The sequence below is a fragment of the Pseudomonas sp. S150 genome (genome assembly GCF_004526365.1).
In the GTDB taxonomy this organism is placed as follows: Bacteria; Pseudomonadota; Gammaproteobacteria; order Pseudomonadales; family Pseudomonadaceae; genus Aquipseudomonas; species Aquipseudomonas putida_A.
Map to the genome: position 1 here is coordinate 3207529 of NZ_CP038207.1, position 18071 is coordinate 3225599.

The window sequence follows — 18071 nt, forward strand, 5'->3', positions numbered from 1 at the left end:
TGGGAGCGGGCTTGCTCGCGAAAGCGGTGTGTCAGACACGGAGATGTCGACTGGTATACCGCATTCGCGAGCAAGCCAGCTCCCACAGGTTTTTGCGTTTTCTGTTATTTCAGGTCGAATCGATCCAGCTCCATCACCTTGGCCCACGCCGCCACGAAGTCTTTGACGAACTGCTCTTTCGCGTCAGCACTCGCATACACCTCGGCCAGCGCACGCAGTATTGCGTTGGAACCAAACACCAGATCAACCCGCGTTGCCGTCCACTTCACGCTACCGGTTTTACGGTCGCGTCCTTCGAACTCGTCCGCCGCTGCCGACGTCGGCTTCCACTCCACACCCATGTCCAGCAGGTGGGTGAAGAAGTCGTTGCTCAGGGTTTCCGTGCGCGAGGTGAACACGCCATGCCGGCTCTGCCCGACATTCGCCCCCAATACCCGCAGACCACCGACCAGTACGGTCATTTCCGGAGCGGAGAGGGTGAGCAATTGCGCCTTGTCGATCAGCAGCGCCTCGGCCGACACGGTGTATTTGCCCTTGCTGTAGTTGCGGAAACCATCGGCAATCGGTTCGAGGAAACCAAACGACTCGACGTCGGTTTGCTCCTGAGTCGCGTCGGTGCGTCCTGGATTGAACGGCACAGAAACCGAGTGCCCGGCGTTTTTCGCCGCTTGCTCGACCCCGGCGTTACCCGCCAGCACGATCAGATCCGCCAGCGAGACTTTCTTGCCGGATGATCCGGCGTTGAACTCGTTCTGAATGCCCTCCAGGGTCTTCAGCACTTTGTCCAGTTGCTCCGGCTGGTTGGCCTGCCAGAATTTCTGCGGGGCCAGACGCAGACGTCCGCCGTTGGCGCCCCCCCGTTTGTCCGAACCACGGAATGTCGATGCCGCGGCCCAGGCGGTGGACACCAGTTGCGACACCGACAGGCCGGAAGCCAGCACTTTGCTTTTCAGCGCTGCCGCATCGTTGCTGTCGATCAGTGGGTGAGTGGCATCGGGAATCGGGTCTTGCCACAGCAGTTCTTCGTTCGGCAGTTCCGGGCCGAGGTAGCGCGACAGCGGACCCATGTCGCGGTGGATCAGTTTGTACCAGGCGCGGGCGAAGGCGTCGGCCAATTGATCAGGATTGGCCAGGAAACGGCGGGCGATCGGCTCGTAGATCGGGTCGAAACGCAGCGCCAGGTCGGAAGTGAGCATGGTCGGCGAGAGCTTTTTGCTCGGATCGTGCGCATGGGGAACAGTGCCAGCCCCGGCGCCGTTTTTTGGTTTCCACTGATGCGCACCGGCCGGGCTTTTGAACAGTTCCCACTCGAAACCGAACAGGTTTTCCAGGTAGTTGTTGCTCCACTGAGTCGGGGTCGTGGTCCAGGTGACTTCGAGGCCGCTGGTGATGGTGTCGGCGCCTTTGCCGGTGCCGAATGCGTTGCGCCAGCCGAGGCCTTGTTCTTCCAGCCCGGCCGCTTCCGGCTCAGGCCCGACATTATCGGCCGGGCCGGCGCCGTGGGTCTTGCCGAAGGCGTGACCGCCAGCGATCAGGGCCACGGTTTCTTCGTCGTTCATGGCCATGCGGCCGAAGGTTTCGCGGATATCGCGACCCGAAGTCACCGGATCCGGGTTGCCCTCGGGGCCTTCCGGGTTGACGTAGATCAGGCCCATCTGCACGGCGGCCAGCGGGTTTTCCAGATTGCGTTCGCCCTGATCGGTGCGGCTTTGCTCTTTGCCGTGCAGGTCCGGTTCGGCCACCAGCGTACCGTCACCCGGTTCCTGCATGGCCGACTTGTCTTTGCCGTAGCGACTGTCGCCGCCAAGCCATTCGCGTTCCGAACCCCAATACACGTCTTCGTCCGGTTCCCAGACATCGGGACGTCCACCGGAGAAGCCGAAGGTCTTGAAGCCCATCGACTCCAGCGCGACGTTGCCGGTGAGCACGATCAGGTCGGCCCAGGAAATATTGCGGCCGTATTTCTGTTTGATCGGCCACAGCAGTCGCCGGGCCTTGTCGAGGCTGACGTTGTCCGGCCAGCTGTTGAGCGGAGCGAAACGCTGTTGCCCGGAACCGGCGCCACCACGGCCATCGGCGGTGCGATAGGTGCCGGCGCTGTGCCAGGCCATGCGGATGAACAGCGGGCCGTAGTGGCCGAAGTCGGCCGGCCACCAGTCCTGGGAGTCGGTCATCAGCGCACGCAGGTCTTGTTTCAGGGCCTGGAAGTCCAGGCTTTTGAAGGCTTTGGCGTAGTCGAAGTCCTTGCCCAGCGGATCGGACTTGGGCGAGTGCTGGCTGAGGATCTTCAGGTTCAGTTGATTCGGCCACCAGTCACGGTTCGTCGTACCACCACCGGCGGCGTGGTTGAACGGGCATTTCGATTCGTTTGCCATGTTCGAGTCCTTATCAGGTCTTGTGCGGCCGGCTCATGCCGACTTCGGACTAGTAAGGCTAGACCCGACTTGGGCAGTCAGCTAATAGGCCGACTATTGGAGCGTGATAGGCGCAGTCTTTCGAGACCCTGGTAACGCGGGTCTATTCCATAGCTGGCTGATACTTTGCCGAAAACTGGTTTGATAACGCCGTTAATGATTTTAAATATTGAACTTTTTATTTCGAATTGGGCTAGCGGCCTGTCAGATATGACAGTAGCGCTCGAAGTAATGGCGCATTAGCTTTGTCAGCGGAAGCAACGGTCTCAAGATTTTTTGAGAGCCAATCATCACTATAAAACTATTTTGGAATGCATTCGGATGAACAAATCAATTAATACAAAAGAGCAACTTGATGCGTTGCTGCAGGAGATTGGTCGCGGCTCTAATGGTGAGTTCAGTGCATCTATTGGTGGAAGAAATTTCTTGTCGGCGACGAAGGAGAATGCGACTTTTTATATAGCAGCAAATGACTTCATGATTATTGGAGCTGATGACAACAATCGAGGGCATGTAGCTTTCTGCGTTCCAAAGAGCCTGGTTGGTGACGGACCTCATGAGGTGACGTGCTACACAGGTGACTTGAGTTGGACCGCGGCTGACAATGACAATTATCAACTTATTAAATCAGGACGGGCAAAACTGACGTTCTTGAAAAAGGAACATGCGCGAGTCGGCGTTACAGGAAAGATCTATTTTGATTTTCCTGATGGAGGGGAAATAGAGGGGGATTTTAATATCAAGCTTGTTTAGCAAACGTAAAGGGACGGATCCAGCCAATCCGTCCCTTCCCTGATTTCAACTCGATTGCACAGTCTCATCATCGGGCAACGCATCCAGCGGATCTTCCTGCCCCGGCAATTCAGTAATCACACTGAAATCCGTGACCTCGACCGCACCCAATCCATAACCCAGCAAATGAAACGAGAAAGCCTTGCGTTGCTGCGGGTTGTCGAAGCTGAAATCCATCTCCAGCGGCTGATCGGCTGTGGCGACCATCTCGGTCGGCAGGCCCAGTTGCACGTCCTGTTCGAACTCCTTGGCCTTGAGCTGAATGTACGCCGCCTGCTGCGGGTCCACCGAGCGCACGGTCAGGCGCACACGAGTGTGCGAGCCCTTGGGCATTTCCAGGTATTGCGCACCGATCAGGTTATCGGCCCAGTCATCCTTGATCTGCGCCTGTAGCGGGATGACGTTGTTGCTGCCGAACTGGTAACGCTGATTGAGCGGGGTGCGCAGCAGTGACAGGTCCAGCGCCATGGCCCGCGCGGCTATCTGTCGGGCCTGCTGGCTGCTTTCGGTACCCTTGAAGGTGGCGCGCTCGGCAATGAAACCGGCGCTTTCGTAGTAGCGACAACGGCGCGGCATGTCGCACTCGGAAAAGATTCCCTGGCCGTTGTGGTAGCGCAGTTTACCGTTGGTGTAGGACATGATTTCGCGTCCGCTGTCGTAATCGCGAAACAGCGAACGGCCGCTCAGCGCCGACGGCACCGGCAGATCGAAATAGTCGAGGATCGACGCACTCAGATCGACATGCCCATACACCCCGGCATTCAGTCGCGGCAGTTGCTCGTGTTCCGGCGCCAGCGTCAGGTTGAAGCCCCAGGACGACGCCAGACGCACGCCATCGATGCCGTGGGATTCGTCCGAAGTAATCACCACCAGCGTGTCCTTGAGCACGCCCTGGCGTTCGAGGCCGCTGAGGAACTGCTCCAGCGCATCGTCCAGATAACCGACGGCGGCCTGTTTCGGCGTCTCGTAGCGCGCCAGATAGTCTTCCGGTGCGGAGTAGGGCTGGTGGGTGCCGACGGTCAACAGGGTGAGCATCCACGGTTGCTTCTGCTTCTTCAGTTGGCCGACGTAATCCAGCGCACCTTCGAAGAACGCCTTGTCATCCTTGCCCCACGGGAACTCCAGATAGTTGGCGTTGGTGAACCATTCCAGACCATGGGTCGCATCGAAACCGATGTGCGGCATGATCTTGTCTTTGGCCATGAAACGCAGACCGGCGCCTTGCAGGTAATGAGTGCTGAAGCCGTTCTGCCGCAGTTGCGCCGGCAGGCAGGCCTGATTGCGCTCCTGCTGAGTGAGCATCTCCACGCCTTTGGGCGTGCCGTTGTTGAGCTTGTCGTAATCGCCACAAAGCATGGCGTACAGGCCGCGAATGGTCTGGTGCGTATGCAGCACGTAATCCGGGGTGTTCATGCCGCGCTCGGCCCAGCGGCTGAGATGGGGCATCAGGTCTTCCTGATAATGACTGCCGATGGCCTCGCGATTGGCGCGGATGTACGCGCCGGGGATGCCTTCCAGGGCGATGATCAGCACATTGCGCGCCTGACCCGGTGCGGCCAGCAGCTTGTGGCCATTGAGATCCAGATCGGTCAACCCGGCCATCTGTGGCGCGGGCTCTTCGACGTCACCGTCCAGCCACTCCTCGGCCTGCAACTGCAGCTCGGCGACTTGCGAGGCGAGCAACTGATGCGGCAGGTTGTACAGGCGCCACGGATCTTCCTCGCTTGGCCACTGGTTTTGCACGCCCCAGTGCGCGGCGAACAGCAGCGCCGGTGCGGCCCACACGGCACGGGGCAGGGCAGCAGCGGGCTGCGCGCGATTGGCGAAACGCGTCAGCAACCAGAGCAGCAGCGCCAGCAACAGGGCAACGCCCAGCGCCGGATGGGCAAAGCCGCCACCGGTGGAGTTTTCCACGAACTGCGGGTCAATCAGGTAATGCAGGTCGGATGGGGTCGGCAACCGGCCGACAGCGCTGACCAACTCCGCCGTCGCCACCGCCAGCAACCCCCAGAACAGCAGCAACGGCAACGCGAGCCACCACGCGCGGCGATGCAGCAACAGCACCAGCAAACTGCCAATCGCCAGGTCGGATAAATAGCCCAGCGACGACGACCAGCCCAACGCCGCGCGCAGGCACACCGGTACGATCAGCACCAACAGAATCAGGGAAAACAGGCGGGCATGCGGCTGCCGTAACCAACGCAATAAAACGCTCACAAACAAAGACCTTCCAGCCATCAAACCGTCATAAAAGTGTGCGCGATGATACCAAGGGTGGGCTGTCTGATCGCCCTTTTAAACACACGGCTGATCTGCTCTCGCAGGCACGGCGCAGGGCTTGAGGCCGTGACTGGCGTTGGTGTCAGCGCGCTGACGGCTGACGCACAGCGTGTAATCGATGGCAGATTTATTGTTTCAGGCTGTTTAAATCAGCGCATGACGGCAAACGTGAGCGTGCTATGGATATTTGATAACGGTATTTAATTTCTGTTTTTTATAGCGATAGAGTTCGGCCTTTCAGCCAATTCACCCGACTGCGAGGTTGTCATGGCCATACCGTTCAAACGTTCTGCGCTGATTCTGTTGGCCGCATCCCTGGCAGGCAGTCTGCTGTTCAGCACCGGCGCTCAGGCCGAAGGCAAGATCAGCATCGCCCAGCAATTCGGCATCGGTTATCTGATTCTCGACGTGGTTCGTGATCAGCAGTTGATCGAAAAACACGGCAAGGCGCAGGGGCTGGAGATCAAGGTCGACTGGAACAGCATCTCCGGCGCCACTGCGATGAACGAAGCGCTGCTGACCGGCGCGCTGGACGTGGTCTCCGCCGGGGTGCCGCCGATGCTCACCGTGTGGGATCGCACCCGAGGCAAACAGAACGTCAAGGCGATTGCCTCGCTCGGCTCGATGCCCAATTACCTGCTGACCAACAACCCGAACATCAAGACCCTGAAGGATTTCAGCGACAAGGATCGCATCGCCGTGCCGGCGGCGGGCGTGGGGTTCCAGTCGCGGACCCTGCAGATCGAAACGGCCAAGGAATTCGGCAATGACCAGTACAAAAAATTTGACGACATCTCGGTCAGCCTGCCGCATCCGGACGCCACGGCGGCGCTGATTGCCGGTGGTTCGGAAATCAACTCGCACTTCTCCAGTCCGCCGTTCCAGTATCAGGCGCTGCAAAACCCCAACGTGCACAAAGTGCTGAGTTCCTACGACGTGCTCGGCGGTCAGGCCACCTTCAACGTGCTCTACACCACGGAAAAATTCCACGACGAAAATCCCAGGACCTACAAGGCGTTCTACGACGCGTTGGCCGAAGCGGAAAAAATCATCAAGGCCGACAAGCCCGCCGCTGCCCAGGCGTACATACGCGTCGAACAGTCGAAGCTGCCGCTGACGCTGGTCGAGCAGATCGTCAAAGACCCGGAAATCGACTTCACGGTGGTGCCGCAGCGCACGTTCATCTATGCCGAGAAATTGCAGGAACTGGGCGTGCTGAAGAACAAGGCCGGCAGCTGGAAGGATTACTTTTTTGAAGAGGCGCATGGCGGCGCGGGTAGCTGATAACGGCTCGCCAAAGAGTTGAAGCCTGTGGTTGTTTCTGGACAGCCTTATGGCCACTCAGTAGCATTCGAGCCCAACGGACTTTCCCTTCGCACGTCGTCCGACGTGGAGTTCACAAGGAATCGACATGCGCGACACCCCCAATGGCGAACAACGAACGGTCGTGACCTTGGTCAACGGCGAGATTCATCACGAAACCCAGATCAGTTTCAGCTCGGTGTCGGTCGTCAATGGCGAAGTGCGGGTGCATACCGCTGAAGGCAATCAGATAAATGTCCAGGTACCGGGGGCGGATTTCTCATTGCGCTTTGATCTGGATGGAGTGCAGCAGATTCCAGTGGCGCAGCAGGCACCGGTTGAAACGGTGCCCGTCGACAACAACCTGAAGCTGTTCACCTGGAAAACCGTACTGATCACCCTTGGGCTGTGGACGGTGGTCAACCTGATCACTGGTTGGCTGGGATTCTTCGCGGCGGCCGGTTATCTCGGTTATCGCTGGAGTCAGGTGTTGAAGCGCAAGCAGCAGTTGGCGGCGGCGCCCGTGGAGAAAACTGCGGCGGCATCGCGCTCGGGGATGTCGAGAGAAAGCGTGCGCAATGCACTGGCCCGCAAGCGCGGCTGACATGCGCGATAAAAAAGGGGCGACCTGATCATCAATCAGGCCGCCCCTTTTTATTACCGCCAAGTCAGATCAATGCATCTTGCTGTGATCGTGGCCTTCCATGTGCGTCAGCGCACGCACTTCGGCTTTGACTTCGACGGTTTCTTTCTCGCCCTTGGCGTTTTCCACGGTCAGGGTCAGCGGTACGCTTTCGCCTTCCTTGAGCTGGCCGGTCAGGCCCATCAGCATCACGTGGTAGCCGTTCGGGTCGAAGGTGACGGCTTTGCCGGCTGGCAGGTCGACCGATTTGACCGGGCCCATGCTCATCACGTCGTTCTTCATCGACATTTCGTGGATCTGCACATCCTTGGCCACTGGCGAGGCCACGCTCAGCAGTTTGCTGTCGCTGTCCGCGGTGACGGTCATGAACGCGCCGCTGGCCGATTGGGTCGGCACGGTCGCACGCACCCAGGCATCATCGACCTTGGTCTGAGCCGAGGCTTGAAACGCCAGGCCCAGCAGGGACAGGGCGAAAACGGCGCGTTTGATGTTGTTCAAAACGGGGTGCATCAGCAGACCTCCATAACGGTGAGCAAATCTTCCGTGCACTCTTGTGCCGAAAGCGATACAGACAGACCCAGGCGCAACTGGCCGCGCGAGTCGTAGACGTAACTGGTGGATGTGTGGGAGATCGTATAGGTGTCGCCGGCCGGCACCTTCTCGAAGAACACGTCGAATTCCTTGGCGGTGGCCTGGGTTTCTTCCAGCGTGCCGTACAGTGCGACGAAGCTCGGGTCGAAGGCTTTGACGTAGGCGTCGAGGATCTGCGGCGTGTCGCGTTCCGGGTCGAGGGTGATGAAGATCACCTGCAGACGGTCGCCGTCCTTGCCCATCAGCTTCTTGATTTGCGCGGCGCGGGCGAGGGTGGTCGGGCACACCGCCGGGCATTGGGTGAAGCCGAAGAAGATCATCGGCATCATCCCGCGAAAGCTCGACAGCGTCATGGTTTCGCCGTCGGTGTTCTTCAGCTTGAAGGTGCGTCCGAGGATCTTGTCACTCAGGTCCTTGCCGTACTTGTACGACAGTTGGCCACGGGTGTCGCAGCCGGCGAGCAGGCCCAGGCCCAGCACGCCCATTCCCGCAAGCACCTTGCGGCGAGTCAACAAAGCCGTCATCTAATACCGCCTTTTGCAGCCCGTCAGTCGGCAGGACTGGCGGGGGGTTAACCGTAAAAGCGGCGCATGATACCAAACTGACGGCAGACGCCGGCCACGGATCGCCGCGCGGCGTCGGATCGGGCGACAAAAGGTGTAAGGAAAAGTGACGAGGGGCTACTGAACCCGGGCCTCATTGGCCTGCCAGCCGCCGCCCAGCGCGGTGTACAGGTTGACCTCGGCAACCAGCTGCGCAAGACGATCAGTGATCAGCCCCTGCTGTGAACTGAACAGCGAACGCTGTGCATCAAGAAACGTCAGGCTGCTGTCGACGCCATTCTGGTAACGGTGTTGCGCCAGGTTGTAGTAGTCCTGAGTGGCCTGCACCAGATCGCGCTGTGCCTGCAATTGCTGCTGATAAGTGCTGCGCGCTGCCAGGCCGTCGGCAACTTCCTGAAACGCGGTTTGAATCGATTTCTCGTATTCGGCGACCGCGACGTCTTTCTGCAATTTCGAATAATCCAGACTCGCGCGCAGGCTGCCGGCGTTGAAAATCGGCAAGTTGATTTGCGGCTGGAACGTCCATGCCCCGGAGCCGGCGCTGAACAGGCCGGACAGATCGCGGCTGGAGGTGCCGGCGCTGGCGGTCAGGCTGACACTGGGGAAAAACGCCGCGCGCGCTGCACCGATGTTGGCGTTGGCCGCTTTCAGTTTGTACTCGGCCTGGAGAATGTCCGGGCCCCGTTGCAGGAGGTCCGACGGCAACCCGGCCGGCAATTGCTGAACCAGATCGTTGGCCAGTGGTTGCGCCGGCAGTTGCTCGGGGACTGGCGCGCCAACCAGCAGTGTCAGGCTGTTGAGATCCTGCGCCACCTGACGTTTGTATCGCGCCAGATTGGCTCGCGAACTGTCGACGCTGGTTTGCGCCTGCGCCTGTTCCAGCGCCGAAGACTTGCCGGCCTCACGGTTGCGCGTGGTCAGGCGCAGACTTTGCTGATCGGCGGCCAGGGTCTGGCGCGTCAGTTCGAGCAACTCTTGATCGGCGCGCCAGGTCAGGTAGGCATTGGCGACGTTGGCCACCAGACTCAGCTCGGCACTGCGCCGCGCCTGTTCGGTCGCCAGCCAGGTTTGCAGCGCCTGCTCGCTGAGGCTGCGCACTCGGCCGAAAAAATCCAGTTCATAGGCACTGACGCCCAGATTCACCGCATAGGTCGAATTGATCATGGCTTTGCTGCGGGTCACGCTGGGCGGCATGCGCTGGCGCGACTCGCTGGCATTGGCCGATACCGCCGGCAGCAGATCGGCGCGCTGGATCCGATACTGCGCCTGGAACGCCTCGACGTTCAGCGCCGCGACCCGCAGGTCGCGATTGTTCACCAGCGCGCTTTCAATCAACTGTTGCAGCGCCGGGTCGTTGAACAGCGTGCGCCAGTCTTCATTGCGCGCTGCGGCGGGTTTCGGTGCCGGGTAAACCGCGCCTTGCGGATACTGCGCCGCGCTCGGTGAGGCAGGGCGCTGGTACTCGGGAATCAACGAACAACCGGCCAGCAGGGCGGCGAGGGACAGCAGGGAAATGCGCAGCATCGAACGCTCTCATGCAGAAAAAACACGTGCCGGGCACTGCGTCCCCACACCATCATCAAACACCGTTGAACCACGGCCGCGCGGTTATGCCCCAGCCATCCAGCGCGCCAGACCGTGCCGTCCGCTGACCCCCAGTTTGGCGGTCGCCCGTTTGAGGTAGGTCTCGACCGAACTGCTCTTGACCCGCAGCTTCTCGGCCAGTTGCGGCACGGTACCGCCGGTCAGCAGACCTAGGCAGACTTCCTTTTCCCGCGCCGACAGCACGATGCCACCCAGCGCCAGGCGTTCGTCGAACACCTGCTGCAACCGCGCCTGCTCCAGATCGGCCAAGGGCAGGCGCGGCTGTTTGGCGACAATCTGCCGACTGAGCTGCGCGTGCCGTTCGATCAGCGGCAACAGCGTGTCGGACAGGCTTTTAAGAAACGACAGCTCCGGCAAGGAAAACCCTCGTTGCGTATGCGGTCGGTAGAACGAGATGACACAGCGGCGATTAGAGGTGCGGGACACCAGATTGCACTGGTGCACGCTGTGCTGCGGATGTTGCGGCTGGAGCGACGCTTTGAGTTGAATCAGCAGGGAATCATTCATCTCGATCATCTTCTGCAACAACGGATGATCGTCCGGACTTTTCAACGGGTCCGGTGGCGGGAAGGTCTGCGGCAGTCCGGCGCTGCCCAGCGCCTTGATCTCGACCACGCTGGCCTGACGTTCGTCCAGCGTCCACTCACTGAGATCGACGCGATTGACCGGCACCAGGGTGTCGACCAACTGGAACAGGTTGCTGGCGAAATGATCGTCGCCGGTGCTGGCAATCAGTTCCCCCAGTTGCCAGTAGAAATGCGGGTTTTCCATGTTGCGAATGCTGCCGGTCAGATTCATATCCTTGTCATCCCTGGTTTCGAGTCATCACCGAGTCGTCCGCTGTTTATGCAAAAGCCGCCCACGCAATCGTCTCTCCTTGAAACTGATCTGGGGCGGGATTTAAGCCTATGGATTTGTCCTACGTCTGTAGGGGAAAACAGGGACACAAAGTGCCATCATTTCTGAAAGTTGGCGCCGGGCTTCTGACGCCGTTTGCGACAGGTGTTGCGCATCGCGTGACTGTTTGGTCACGGCAAGACCTTGAAAACCGGGGCAGTGGCGTTTTTTTGAGGTCACAACGCAGGTCGATGGCAGCGCTGGTGTGTGGCATTTTTCCTACAGGATTTTCAGTGTTTCCTCTCCGAACTTTTAGTGGGTTCCCACCCAATCAGGGGCTACAAGCGCTGACAGGCCAGCCCCCGGGGCGGGGTTGTCCGGGTTTTACGTGTCATGTCGGCATCGGGGCCGATGCTTGAATAGGCGCAAAATCACATGAGAAGGATCTTATGCCGCCTATTTCTGCCCCTGCGGTGGCCACGCCGTCCGCATCGCTCCAGACGTATCCGCTGACCGCTGCGCAGCTGGATATCTGGCTGGATCAGCTGAGTCGCGGGGATTCGCCGCTGTACAACATCGGCGGCTACCTGGACCTCAGCGGGCCGCTGGATCCGGCGCGGATGCAGGCTGCGCTGGAAGCACTGGTAGCCCGGCATGACGCGCTGCGCACGATTCTACTGCCGGGCGCCGGCGCCGATGGCCTGCCTTTGCAGCAGTTCGCCCGGTCAGTAGCGGTGCCGATGCCGATCGACGATGTGTCGGCGCACAGCGACCCGGAATCGGCGGCGCGGGCATTGGTGCAAGCACGCATCGATCAACCCTTTGTGCTGGACGGCGGCTGCCTGTTGCGCTTTCTGTGGATCCGCCTCGATGACCAGCGACACTGGCTGTCCGTGCAGGCGCATCACTTGATCGTCGATGGCTGGGGCTTCGGCGAAATGTTCAAGTCGCTGGACGAGATCTACAACGCGCTGGCGCACGGCCAACCGACACCGGTCGCGGCGCCGTCGTACATCGACTTCATCGAGGACAATGCGCGCTATCAAGCGTCGCCGCGTTATGCGCAGGATCGCGCCTACTGGCTGGACAAGTACCGACAATTGCCCGAGCCGCTGTTGCTGCCACGGCATCAGCAGAGTCTGGCCGGCCAGACCGCTCAGACGCAGGTCTACGCGCAGCCCTTGCCGGCGTTGCTGCACGAGCGCATGCAGCAGGTGGCCCGAGCGTTCGGCGCGTCGGCGTTCCATGTGTTGCTGGCGGCGCTGCATGTCTACTTCAGCCGCACCGCACAACGTGACGAATGGGTGGTTGGATTGCCGATTCTCAACCGCTCCGGCGCGCGCTTCAAATCCACGCTTGGGCTGTTCGCCCAGGTCAGTGCGGTGCGCATGGGCTTCGGTCGCCACTGCACGTTCGCTGAACTGGTCAGAGCGATCCGTGAGGAACTGCGCAAGGATTTCCGCCATCAGCGCTTCCCCGTGAGTGAGATGAACCGCGCCCTCGGCCTGCTGCGGGAGGAGCGCTCGCAGCTGTTCGAAGTCACTGTTTCCTACGAGCAGGGCACTCACGATTATCGCTACGGCGAGGCGTCGGGACGGATCATCAAGGCCTCGAACGTCGAAGAGGCCACACCGCTGGCGGTGCACTTGCTGAGCAATCTGGCCAATGACGACGCGCGGCTGTACCTGATCTACAGCGAGGCGTATTTCAACGCCGATGAAGTCCAGGCACTGGCTGAACGCTGGCTGCTGATTCTGGAGCAGGGGCTGGAAGCGGTGAACCTGGCGGTGACGGATTTCGATCTGAGCACGCCGGAAGAAACCGCGCTGCTGCAACAGTGGAATGCCACGCGGGTGGACTACCCGGCCCCGACGACCATTCAGCAGCGTGTCGAAGCGCAGGCGACGCTACGGCCGCAGGCGCTGTCGGCGGTTGAGCAAGGGCAAGGCCTGACCTATGCCGAGCTCAATCAGCGCGCCAACGCGCTGGCTCATCATCTGCTCGATCTCGGGGTGCGCCCGGATGACCGGGTGGCGATCGTTGCCCGGCGCGGCCTCGACACACTGGTCGGGCTGTTGGCGATCCTCAAGGCTGGCGCCGCTTATGTGCCGCTGGATCCGACGCATCCAGCCGAGCGCCTGAGCTACCTGCTGGAGGACAGCGCGCCCATCGCGGTGCTGACCCAGCGCGCGCTACGCGGGCATTTGCCGGCGTTGTCGGTGCCGGTGATCGAACTGGATCAGCCGAGCTGGCCCGCCGAACATGTCGGCGCGCCGAAGGTGCCGGGGCTGACCCCGGCCAACCTCGCTTATGTGATTTACACCTCCGGCTCCACCGGCCTGCCCAAGGGGGTGATGGTCGAGCACCGCACCCTGTGCAATCTGGTCGATTGGCACGCTGATGTCTTCGACCTGCATGCCGGCAGCCATACCTCAAGCCTGGCCGGTTTCGGTTTCGATGCGATGGCCTGGGAAGTCTGGCCGGCGCTGTGCGTGGGCGCGACCCTGCACCTGGCGCCGGCCAGCGAGGGCAGCGAAGACATCGATGCGCTGCTCGACTGGTGGCGTGCGCAGCCGCTGGACGTGAGCTTCTTGCCGACGCCAATCGCCGAATACGCGTTCAGCCGCCAGCTCGATCACCCGACGTTGCGCACGCTGCTGATCGGTGGCGATCGCCTGCGCCAGTTCCCGCGTCAGCCATCGTTCGAAGTGATCAACAACTACGGCCCGACCGAAGCCACCGTGGTGGCGACCTCGGGGCGCATCGACGCCGGGCAGGCGCTGCACATCGGCAAACCGGTGAGCAACGCCACGGTGTATCTGCTCGACGAGCAGCAGCAACCGGTGCCGCTGGGCGTGACGGGCGAGTTGTACGTCGGCGGGGCCGGGGTGGCGCGCGGTTACCTGAACCGCGCAGAGCTGAGCGCCGAACGCTTCCTGCGTGATCCGTTCAGTGCTGAACCGGGCGCGCGCCTGTACCGCACCGGCGACCTCGCGCGCTGGCGCGCCGACGGCAATCTGGAGTACCTGGGGCGCAACGATGATCAGGTGAAAATCCGTGGCATCCGGATCGAGCCGGGGGAGATCGAGAGCGCACTCGCCAGCCATCCAGCGGTGCGCGAAGCGGTGGTGCTGGCGCGCGACGGGCAATTGCTGGCGTGGTTCACCGAGCAGGCGCCGCTGGACATCAATGAGCTGCACGCGCAGCTGAAAACTCGCCTGAGCAGCGCCATGCTGCCGAGCGCCTATGTGCGTCTGTCGGCGCTGCCGCTGACCGCCAACGGCAAGGTCGATCGAAAGGCACTGCCGGCGCCCGGGCCGGATGATCTGATCCGCCGCGAATACGAGGCGCCGCAGGGTGAGGTCGAAATCGCCCTGGCGCAGATCTGGGCCGAAGTCCTGCAAGTCGAGCGGGTCGGGCGTCACGATCACTTCTTCGAACTCGGCGGGCATTCGTTGCTGGCGGTGATTCTGATCGAGCGCATGCGTCAGCTCGATCTGAGCAGCGACGTGCGCGTGCTGTTCAGTCAGCCGACCCTGGCGGCGCTGGCGGCTTCGGTCGGCAGCGGTCGGGAGATCGAAGTGCCGGCCAACCGCATCGCCGCCGATTGCACCCATATCACTCCGGCAATGCTGCCGCTGGTGCAACTGCAGCAGGCGGACATCGAACGGATCGTCGCCACGGTGCCGGGCGGCGCGGCTAACGTGCAGGATATTTATCCGTTGGCACCGCTGCAGGAAGGCATTCTCTACCACCACATCACCGCTGAGCAGGGCGATCCGTACCTGCTGCAATCGCAACTGGCGTTCGACAGTCTTGAGCGCGTCGAGGCTTTCGCCGCTGCACTGCGCGAGGTCATGGCGCGCCACGACATTCTGCGCACTTCGGTGCTCTGGGAAGGCCTGAACACCCCGGTGCAGGTGGTGTGGCGCGCGGCAATTCTGCCGTTGCAGGAGGTCGAGCTGGACCCGGCCGACGGCCCGATCATCGACCAGTTGCACCAGCGCTTCAGTGCCCGGCGTTATCGCCTCGACGTTAGCCAGGCGCCGCTGATGCGCCTGGTGTATGCCCGTGATCCGGCGCTGGATCGGGTGGTGGGAATTCTGCTGTTCCATCACTTGGCCATGGATCACATCGCTCTTGAAGTGATGCGCAGCGAAATGCGGGCCAGTCTGTCGGGGCAGGTCGTGGCGCTGGCGCCGCCCGTGCCGTATCGCAATTACGTGGCGCAGACGCGGCTGGGCGTCAGCGAGCAGGAACACGAGGCGTTTTTCCGCGCGCAACTGGCGGACATTGATGAGCCGACCCTGCCATTCGGCCTGCAGGAAGTGCAGGGCGACGGACGCGACATCGACGAAGCGCAGCAGGCGTTGCCGGCTGACGTCTATCAGCGCTTGCGCACCCAAGCACGACAGGCCGGAGTCAGCGTGGCGAGTCTGATTCATCTGGCGTGGGCACGGGTGCTGGCGGCGACATCCGGCCAGCAGCGTGTGGTGTTCGGCACGGTGCTGATGGGGCGCATGCAAGGCGGCGAGGGCGCTGACCGGGCCTTGGGCGTGTTCATCAACAGCTTGCCGTTGCGCATCGATGTCGATGCCGGAGTGCTCGACGCCGTGCGCGCCACCCATGCGCGGCTGACCGCGCTGCTCGGGCATGAGCACGCGTCGCTGGCACTGGCCCAGCGCTGCAGCGGCGTCGCCTCGCCGTCACCGTTGTTCAGCGCGCTGCTCAATTATCGGCACAGTGACGAGTCCGAACTGCTGGAGCCGTCCAGCCATGCCTGGAAAGGCATCGAAACCCTGGCCAACGAGGAGCGCACCAATTACCCGCTGACCATGAGCGTGGATGATTTTGGCAACGGCTTGCGCCTGACCGGCAGGGCCGTGGCGCAGATCGGCGCGCAGCGGATTTGCGGCTACATGCAAACCGCGTTGAGCGGCCTGGTACAGGCCTTGGAGCAGACTCCGCAACAACTGTTGAACCGCTTGCCGATCCTGCAAGCCGAGGAGTTGCAACGTTTGCTGATCACGTTCAACGCCACCGAGGTCGATTGTCCGCTGGACCAGCCACTGCACGCGTTGTTCGAAGCACAGGTGCGGCGTAAGCCGGACGCCATCGCGCTGCAATCCGCGCAGGGAACCCTGACTTACCTTGAGCTCAATCAGCGCGCCAATCGTCTGGCCCATCACCTGCGTGAACTCGGCGTGCAACCGGACTCGCGCGTAGCAATCTGCGTCGAGCGCGGACTGGATCTGATCGTTGGTTTGCTCGGCATCCTCAAGGCCGGCGGCGCCTATGTGCCGCTGGATCCGGACTATCCGCTGGAGCGTCTGAACTACATGTTGCAGGACAGCGCGCCGGTCGCACTGCTGGTGCATGACGCCACGCGGCAATTGCTCGGCGAGCCGGGTGTGACGCTGATCAATCTGGATCACGGCAGTTGGGAGCCGCAGCCGTCAGACAATCTGCAGGTGCCGGGCCTGAGCGCTTCGAACCTCGCTTACATGATCTACACCTCGGGCTCCACCGGGTTGCCCAAAGGGGTGATGATCGAGCATCGCAGTGCCTGCAACATGGTGCATTGGGGCTCGCAGCTCAGTCCGCCGACCGAACACGGTGCGCTGCTGCAAAAAGCGCCGTTCAGCTTCGACAGTTCGGTGTGGGAGATCTTCTGGCCGCTGTGTTCGGGGATGCGTCTGGTACTGGCGCGACCGGATGGCAACCGCGATTCGGCTTATGTGGTGCAGACCATTCGCGAGCATCAGGTCACCGTAGTCAAATTCGTTCCTGCGTTACTGCAGCAGTTCATTGAGCAGGACGGTGTCGAACAGTGCACCAGCCTGACCGATGTGCTCAACGGTGGCGGCGAACTCAGTGCAGCGCTGGCGCGCCAGGTGCGCGATCGCCTGCCGTGGGTGCGGTTGCATAACGTTTACGGGCCGACTGAAACCACGGTGGACAGCACGGGCTGGACGCTGGACCCGGAAATGCCGGTGCCGGACAACGTGGTGCCGATCGGCACAGCCTTGAGCAACACCCGCCTGTACGTGCTTGATGCGTATGGTCAACCGGTGCCGCAAGGCGTCAGCGGAGAGTTGCATATCGGCGGCGTCGGTGTGGCGCGTGGTTATCACGGCTTGCCGGAGATGCAGGCCGAGCGCTTCATCGACAGCCCGTTTGTGCCGGGGGATCGCCTGTACCGCACTGGCGATCTGGCGCGCTACAACAATCATGGGGAACTGGAATTCCTCGGCCGCAATGACTTCCAGATCAAGCTGCGGGGCTTGCGTCTGGAGCCGGGAGAAATCGAGGCGCGGTTGATCGAACATCCGGCGATTCGCCAAGCGGTAGTGATGGTCCGCGATGAGCGTCTGGTGGCCTGGTACAGCTTGCGCGCCGGCATCGACGCGCCATCGTTGGAAACCTTGCGCAGCCATGTGCTGGAGCGTTTGCCGGAGTACATGGTGCCCGGCGCGTTTGTGCGGCTCGACGCTTTGCCGCTGACACCAAACGACAAGATCGATCGCAAAGCCTTGCCGGAGCCGGGAGCCGACGCAGTCATCAATCGCCCATACGTGGCACCCGAGGGTGAAGTCGAAACCGCGCTGGCGCAGATCTGGAGCGAAGTGCTTGGCGTCGAACAGGTCGGTCGCCATGACAACTTCTTCGAACTCGGCGGGCATTCGTTGCTGGCGGTGAGTCTGGTGGCGCGCATGCGTCAGAGCGGTTTGCACACCGACGCCCGGGCGCTGTTCAGCCAGCCGACGCTGGCGGCACTGGCGCTCAGCACCACGCCCGAGGCGCAGCAAGTGTTGATCCCGCAAACCACCATCCCGAGCCTCACCCGCAAACGCCGGCTCTAGCCCGGAATTGATTGTGTAAACCAAACCCTGTGGGGGATTGCGGCGGCCGAGCCTGTGGCTTGTCCCCGCTTCCCATGTCAGCCCCGCAAGCCCCGATGTTTTAGTTTTTCCAGGCTGCGCACAGCAGGCACGGACTCGCGGCTGCGCGCTCCTTTTTCTCGTATTTACAGCAGGTTATCCC

The 18071-nt window shown here is 61.5% G+C and carries 10 protein-coding genes; 4 read left to right on the forward strand and 6 right to left on the reverse strand.

Going from position 1 to position 18071, the window contains the following annotated elements; genetic code table 11:
• Window positions 1–104: 104 nt before the first annotated feature.
• The gene (katG, locus tag E3Z29_RS14720) at window positions 105–2375 is read right to left on the reverse strand and encodes a catalase/peroxidase HPI (RefSeq protein ID WP_134786117.1); all 2271 of its coding nucleotides are present in this window, start codon (window positions 2373–2375) and stop codon (window positions 105–107) included.
• A gap of 360 nt (window positions 2376–2735) precedes the next feature.
• On the opposite strand from katG, the gene E3Z29_RS14725 reads away from it, so the two are divergent.
• Window positions 2736–3167, forward strand: coding sequence for a hypothetical protein (locus E3Z29_RS14725; protein ID WP_098968292.1), 432 nt, complete (start codon window positions 2736–2738; stop codon window positions 3165–3167).
• 45 nt (window positions 3168–3212) lie between these two features.
• Here E3Z29_RS14725 and E3Z29_RS14730 read toward each other — a convergent pair whose 3' ends face one another.
• The gene (locus E3Z29_RS14730; protein WP_134786118.1) at window positions 3213–5444 is read right to left on the reverse strand and encodes an LTA synthase family protein; all 2232 of its coding nucleotides are present in this window, start codon (window positions 5442–5444) and stop codon (window positions 3213–3215) included.
• A gap of 309 nt (window positions 5445–5753) precedes the next feature.
• On the opposite strand from E3Z29_RS14730, the gene E3Z29_RS14735 reads away from it, so the two are divergent.
• Window positions 5754–6770: an ABC transporter substrate-binding protein gene (locus E3Z29_RS14735; RefSeq protein WP_134786119.1), complete on the forward strand. Its 1017-nt coding sequence runs from the start codon at window positions 5754–5756 to the stop codon at window positions 6768–6770.
• A gap of 127 nt (window positions 6771–6897) precedes the next feature.
• Window positions 6898–7392 (forward strand): hypothetical protein, encoded by a 495-nt coding sequence (locus E3Z29_RS14740; protein ID WP_098968295.1) that lies wholly within the window; start codon window positions 6898–6900, stop codon window positions 7390–7392.
• A 69-nt stretch (window positions 7393–7461) separates the two neighbouring features.
• Here E3Z29_RS14740 and E3Z29_RS14745 read toward each other — a convergent pair whose 3' ends face one another.
• The 4 genes from E3Z29_RS14745 to E3Z29_RS14760 all read right to left on the reverse strand — a co-directional run bounded on the left by E3Z29_RS14745 (window position 7462) and on the right by E3Z29_RS14760 (window position 10988).
• Window positions 7462–7941, reverse strand: coding sequence for a copper chaperone PCu(A)C (locus E3Z29_RS14745; protein ID WP_027613130.1), 480 nt, complete (start codon window positions 7939–7941; stop codon window positions 7462–7464).
• A complete protein-coding gene (locus E3Z29_RS14750) occupies window positions 7941–8546 on the reverse strand; it encodes an SCO family protein (protein WP_003224200.1) in 606 nt (201 codons plus the stop codon). Before E3Z29_RS14750 ends, E3Z29_RS14745 begins: the two co-directional genes overlap by 1 nt.
• Window positions 8547–8702: 156 nt before the next feature.
• Window positions 8703–10109, reverse strand: a complete 1407-nt coding sequence (locus tag E3Z29_RS14755; RefSeq protein WP_305955814.1) for an efflux transporter outer membrane subunit — start codon at window positions 10107–10109, stop codon at window positions 8703–8705.
• 84 nt (window positions 10110–10193) lie between these two features.
• Complete coding sequence (locus E3Z29_RS14760; protein WP_134786120.1) at window positions 10194–10988, reverse strand: helix-turn-helix transcriptional regulator; 795 nt, start codon at window positions 10986–10988, stop codon at window positions 10194–10196.
• A gap of 488 nt (window positions 10989–11476) precedes the next feature.
• On the opposite strand from E3Z29_RS14760, the gene E3Z29_RS14765 reads away from it, so the two are divergent.
• Window positions 11477–17890: a non-ribosomal peptide synthetase gene (locus E3Z29_RS14765; protein WP_134786121.1), complete on the forward strand. Its 6414-nt coding sequence runs from the start codon at window positions 11477–11479 to the stop codon at window positions 17888–17890.
• Window positions 17891–18071 lie beyond the last annotated feature (181 nt).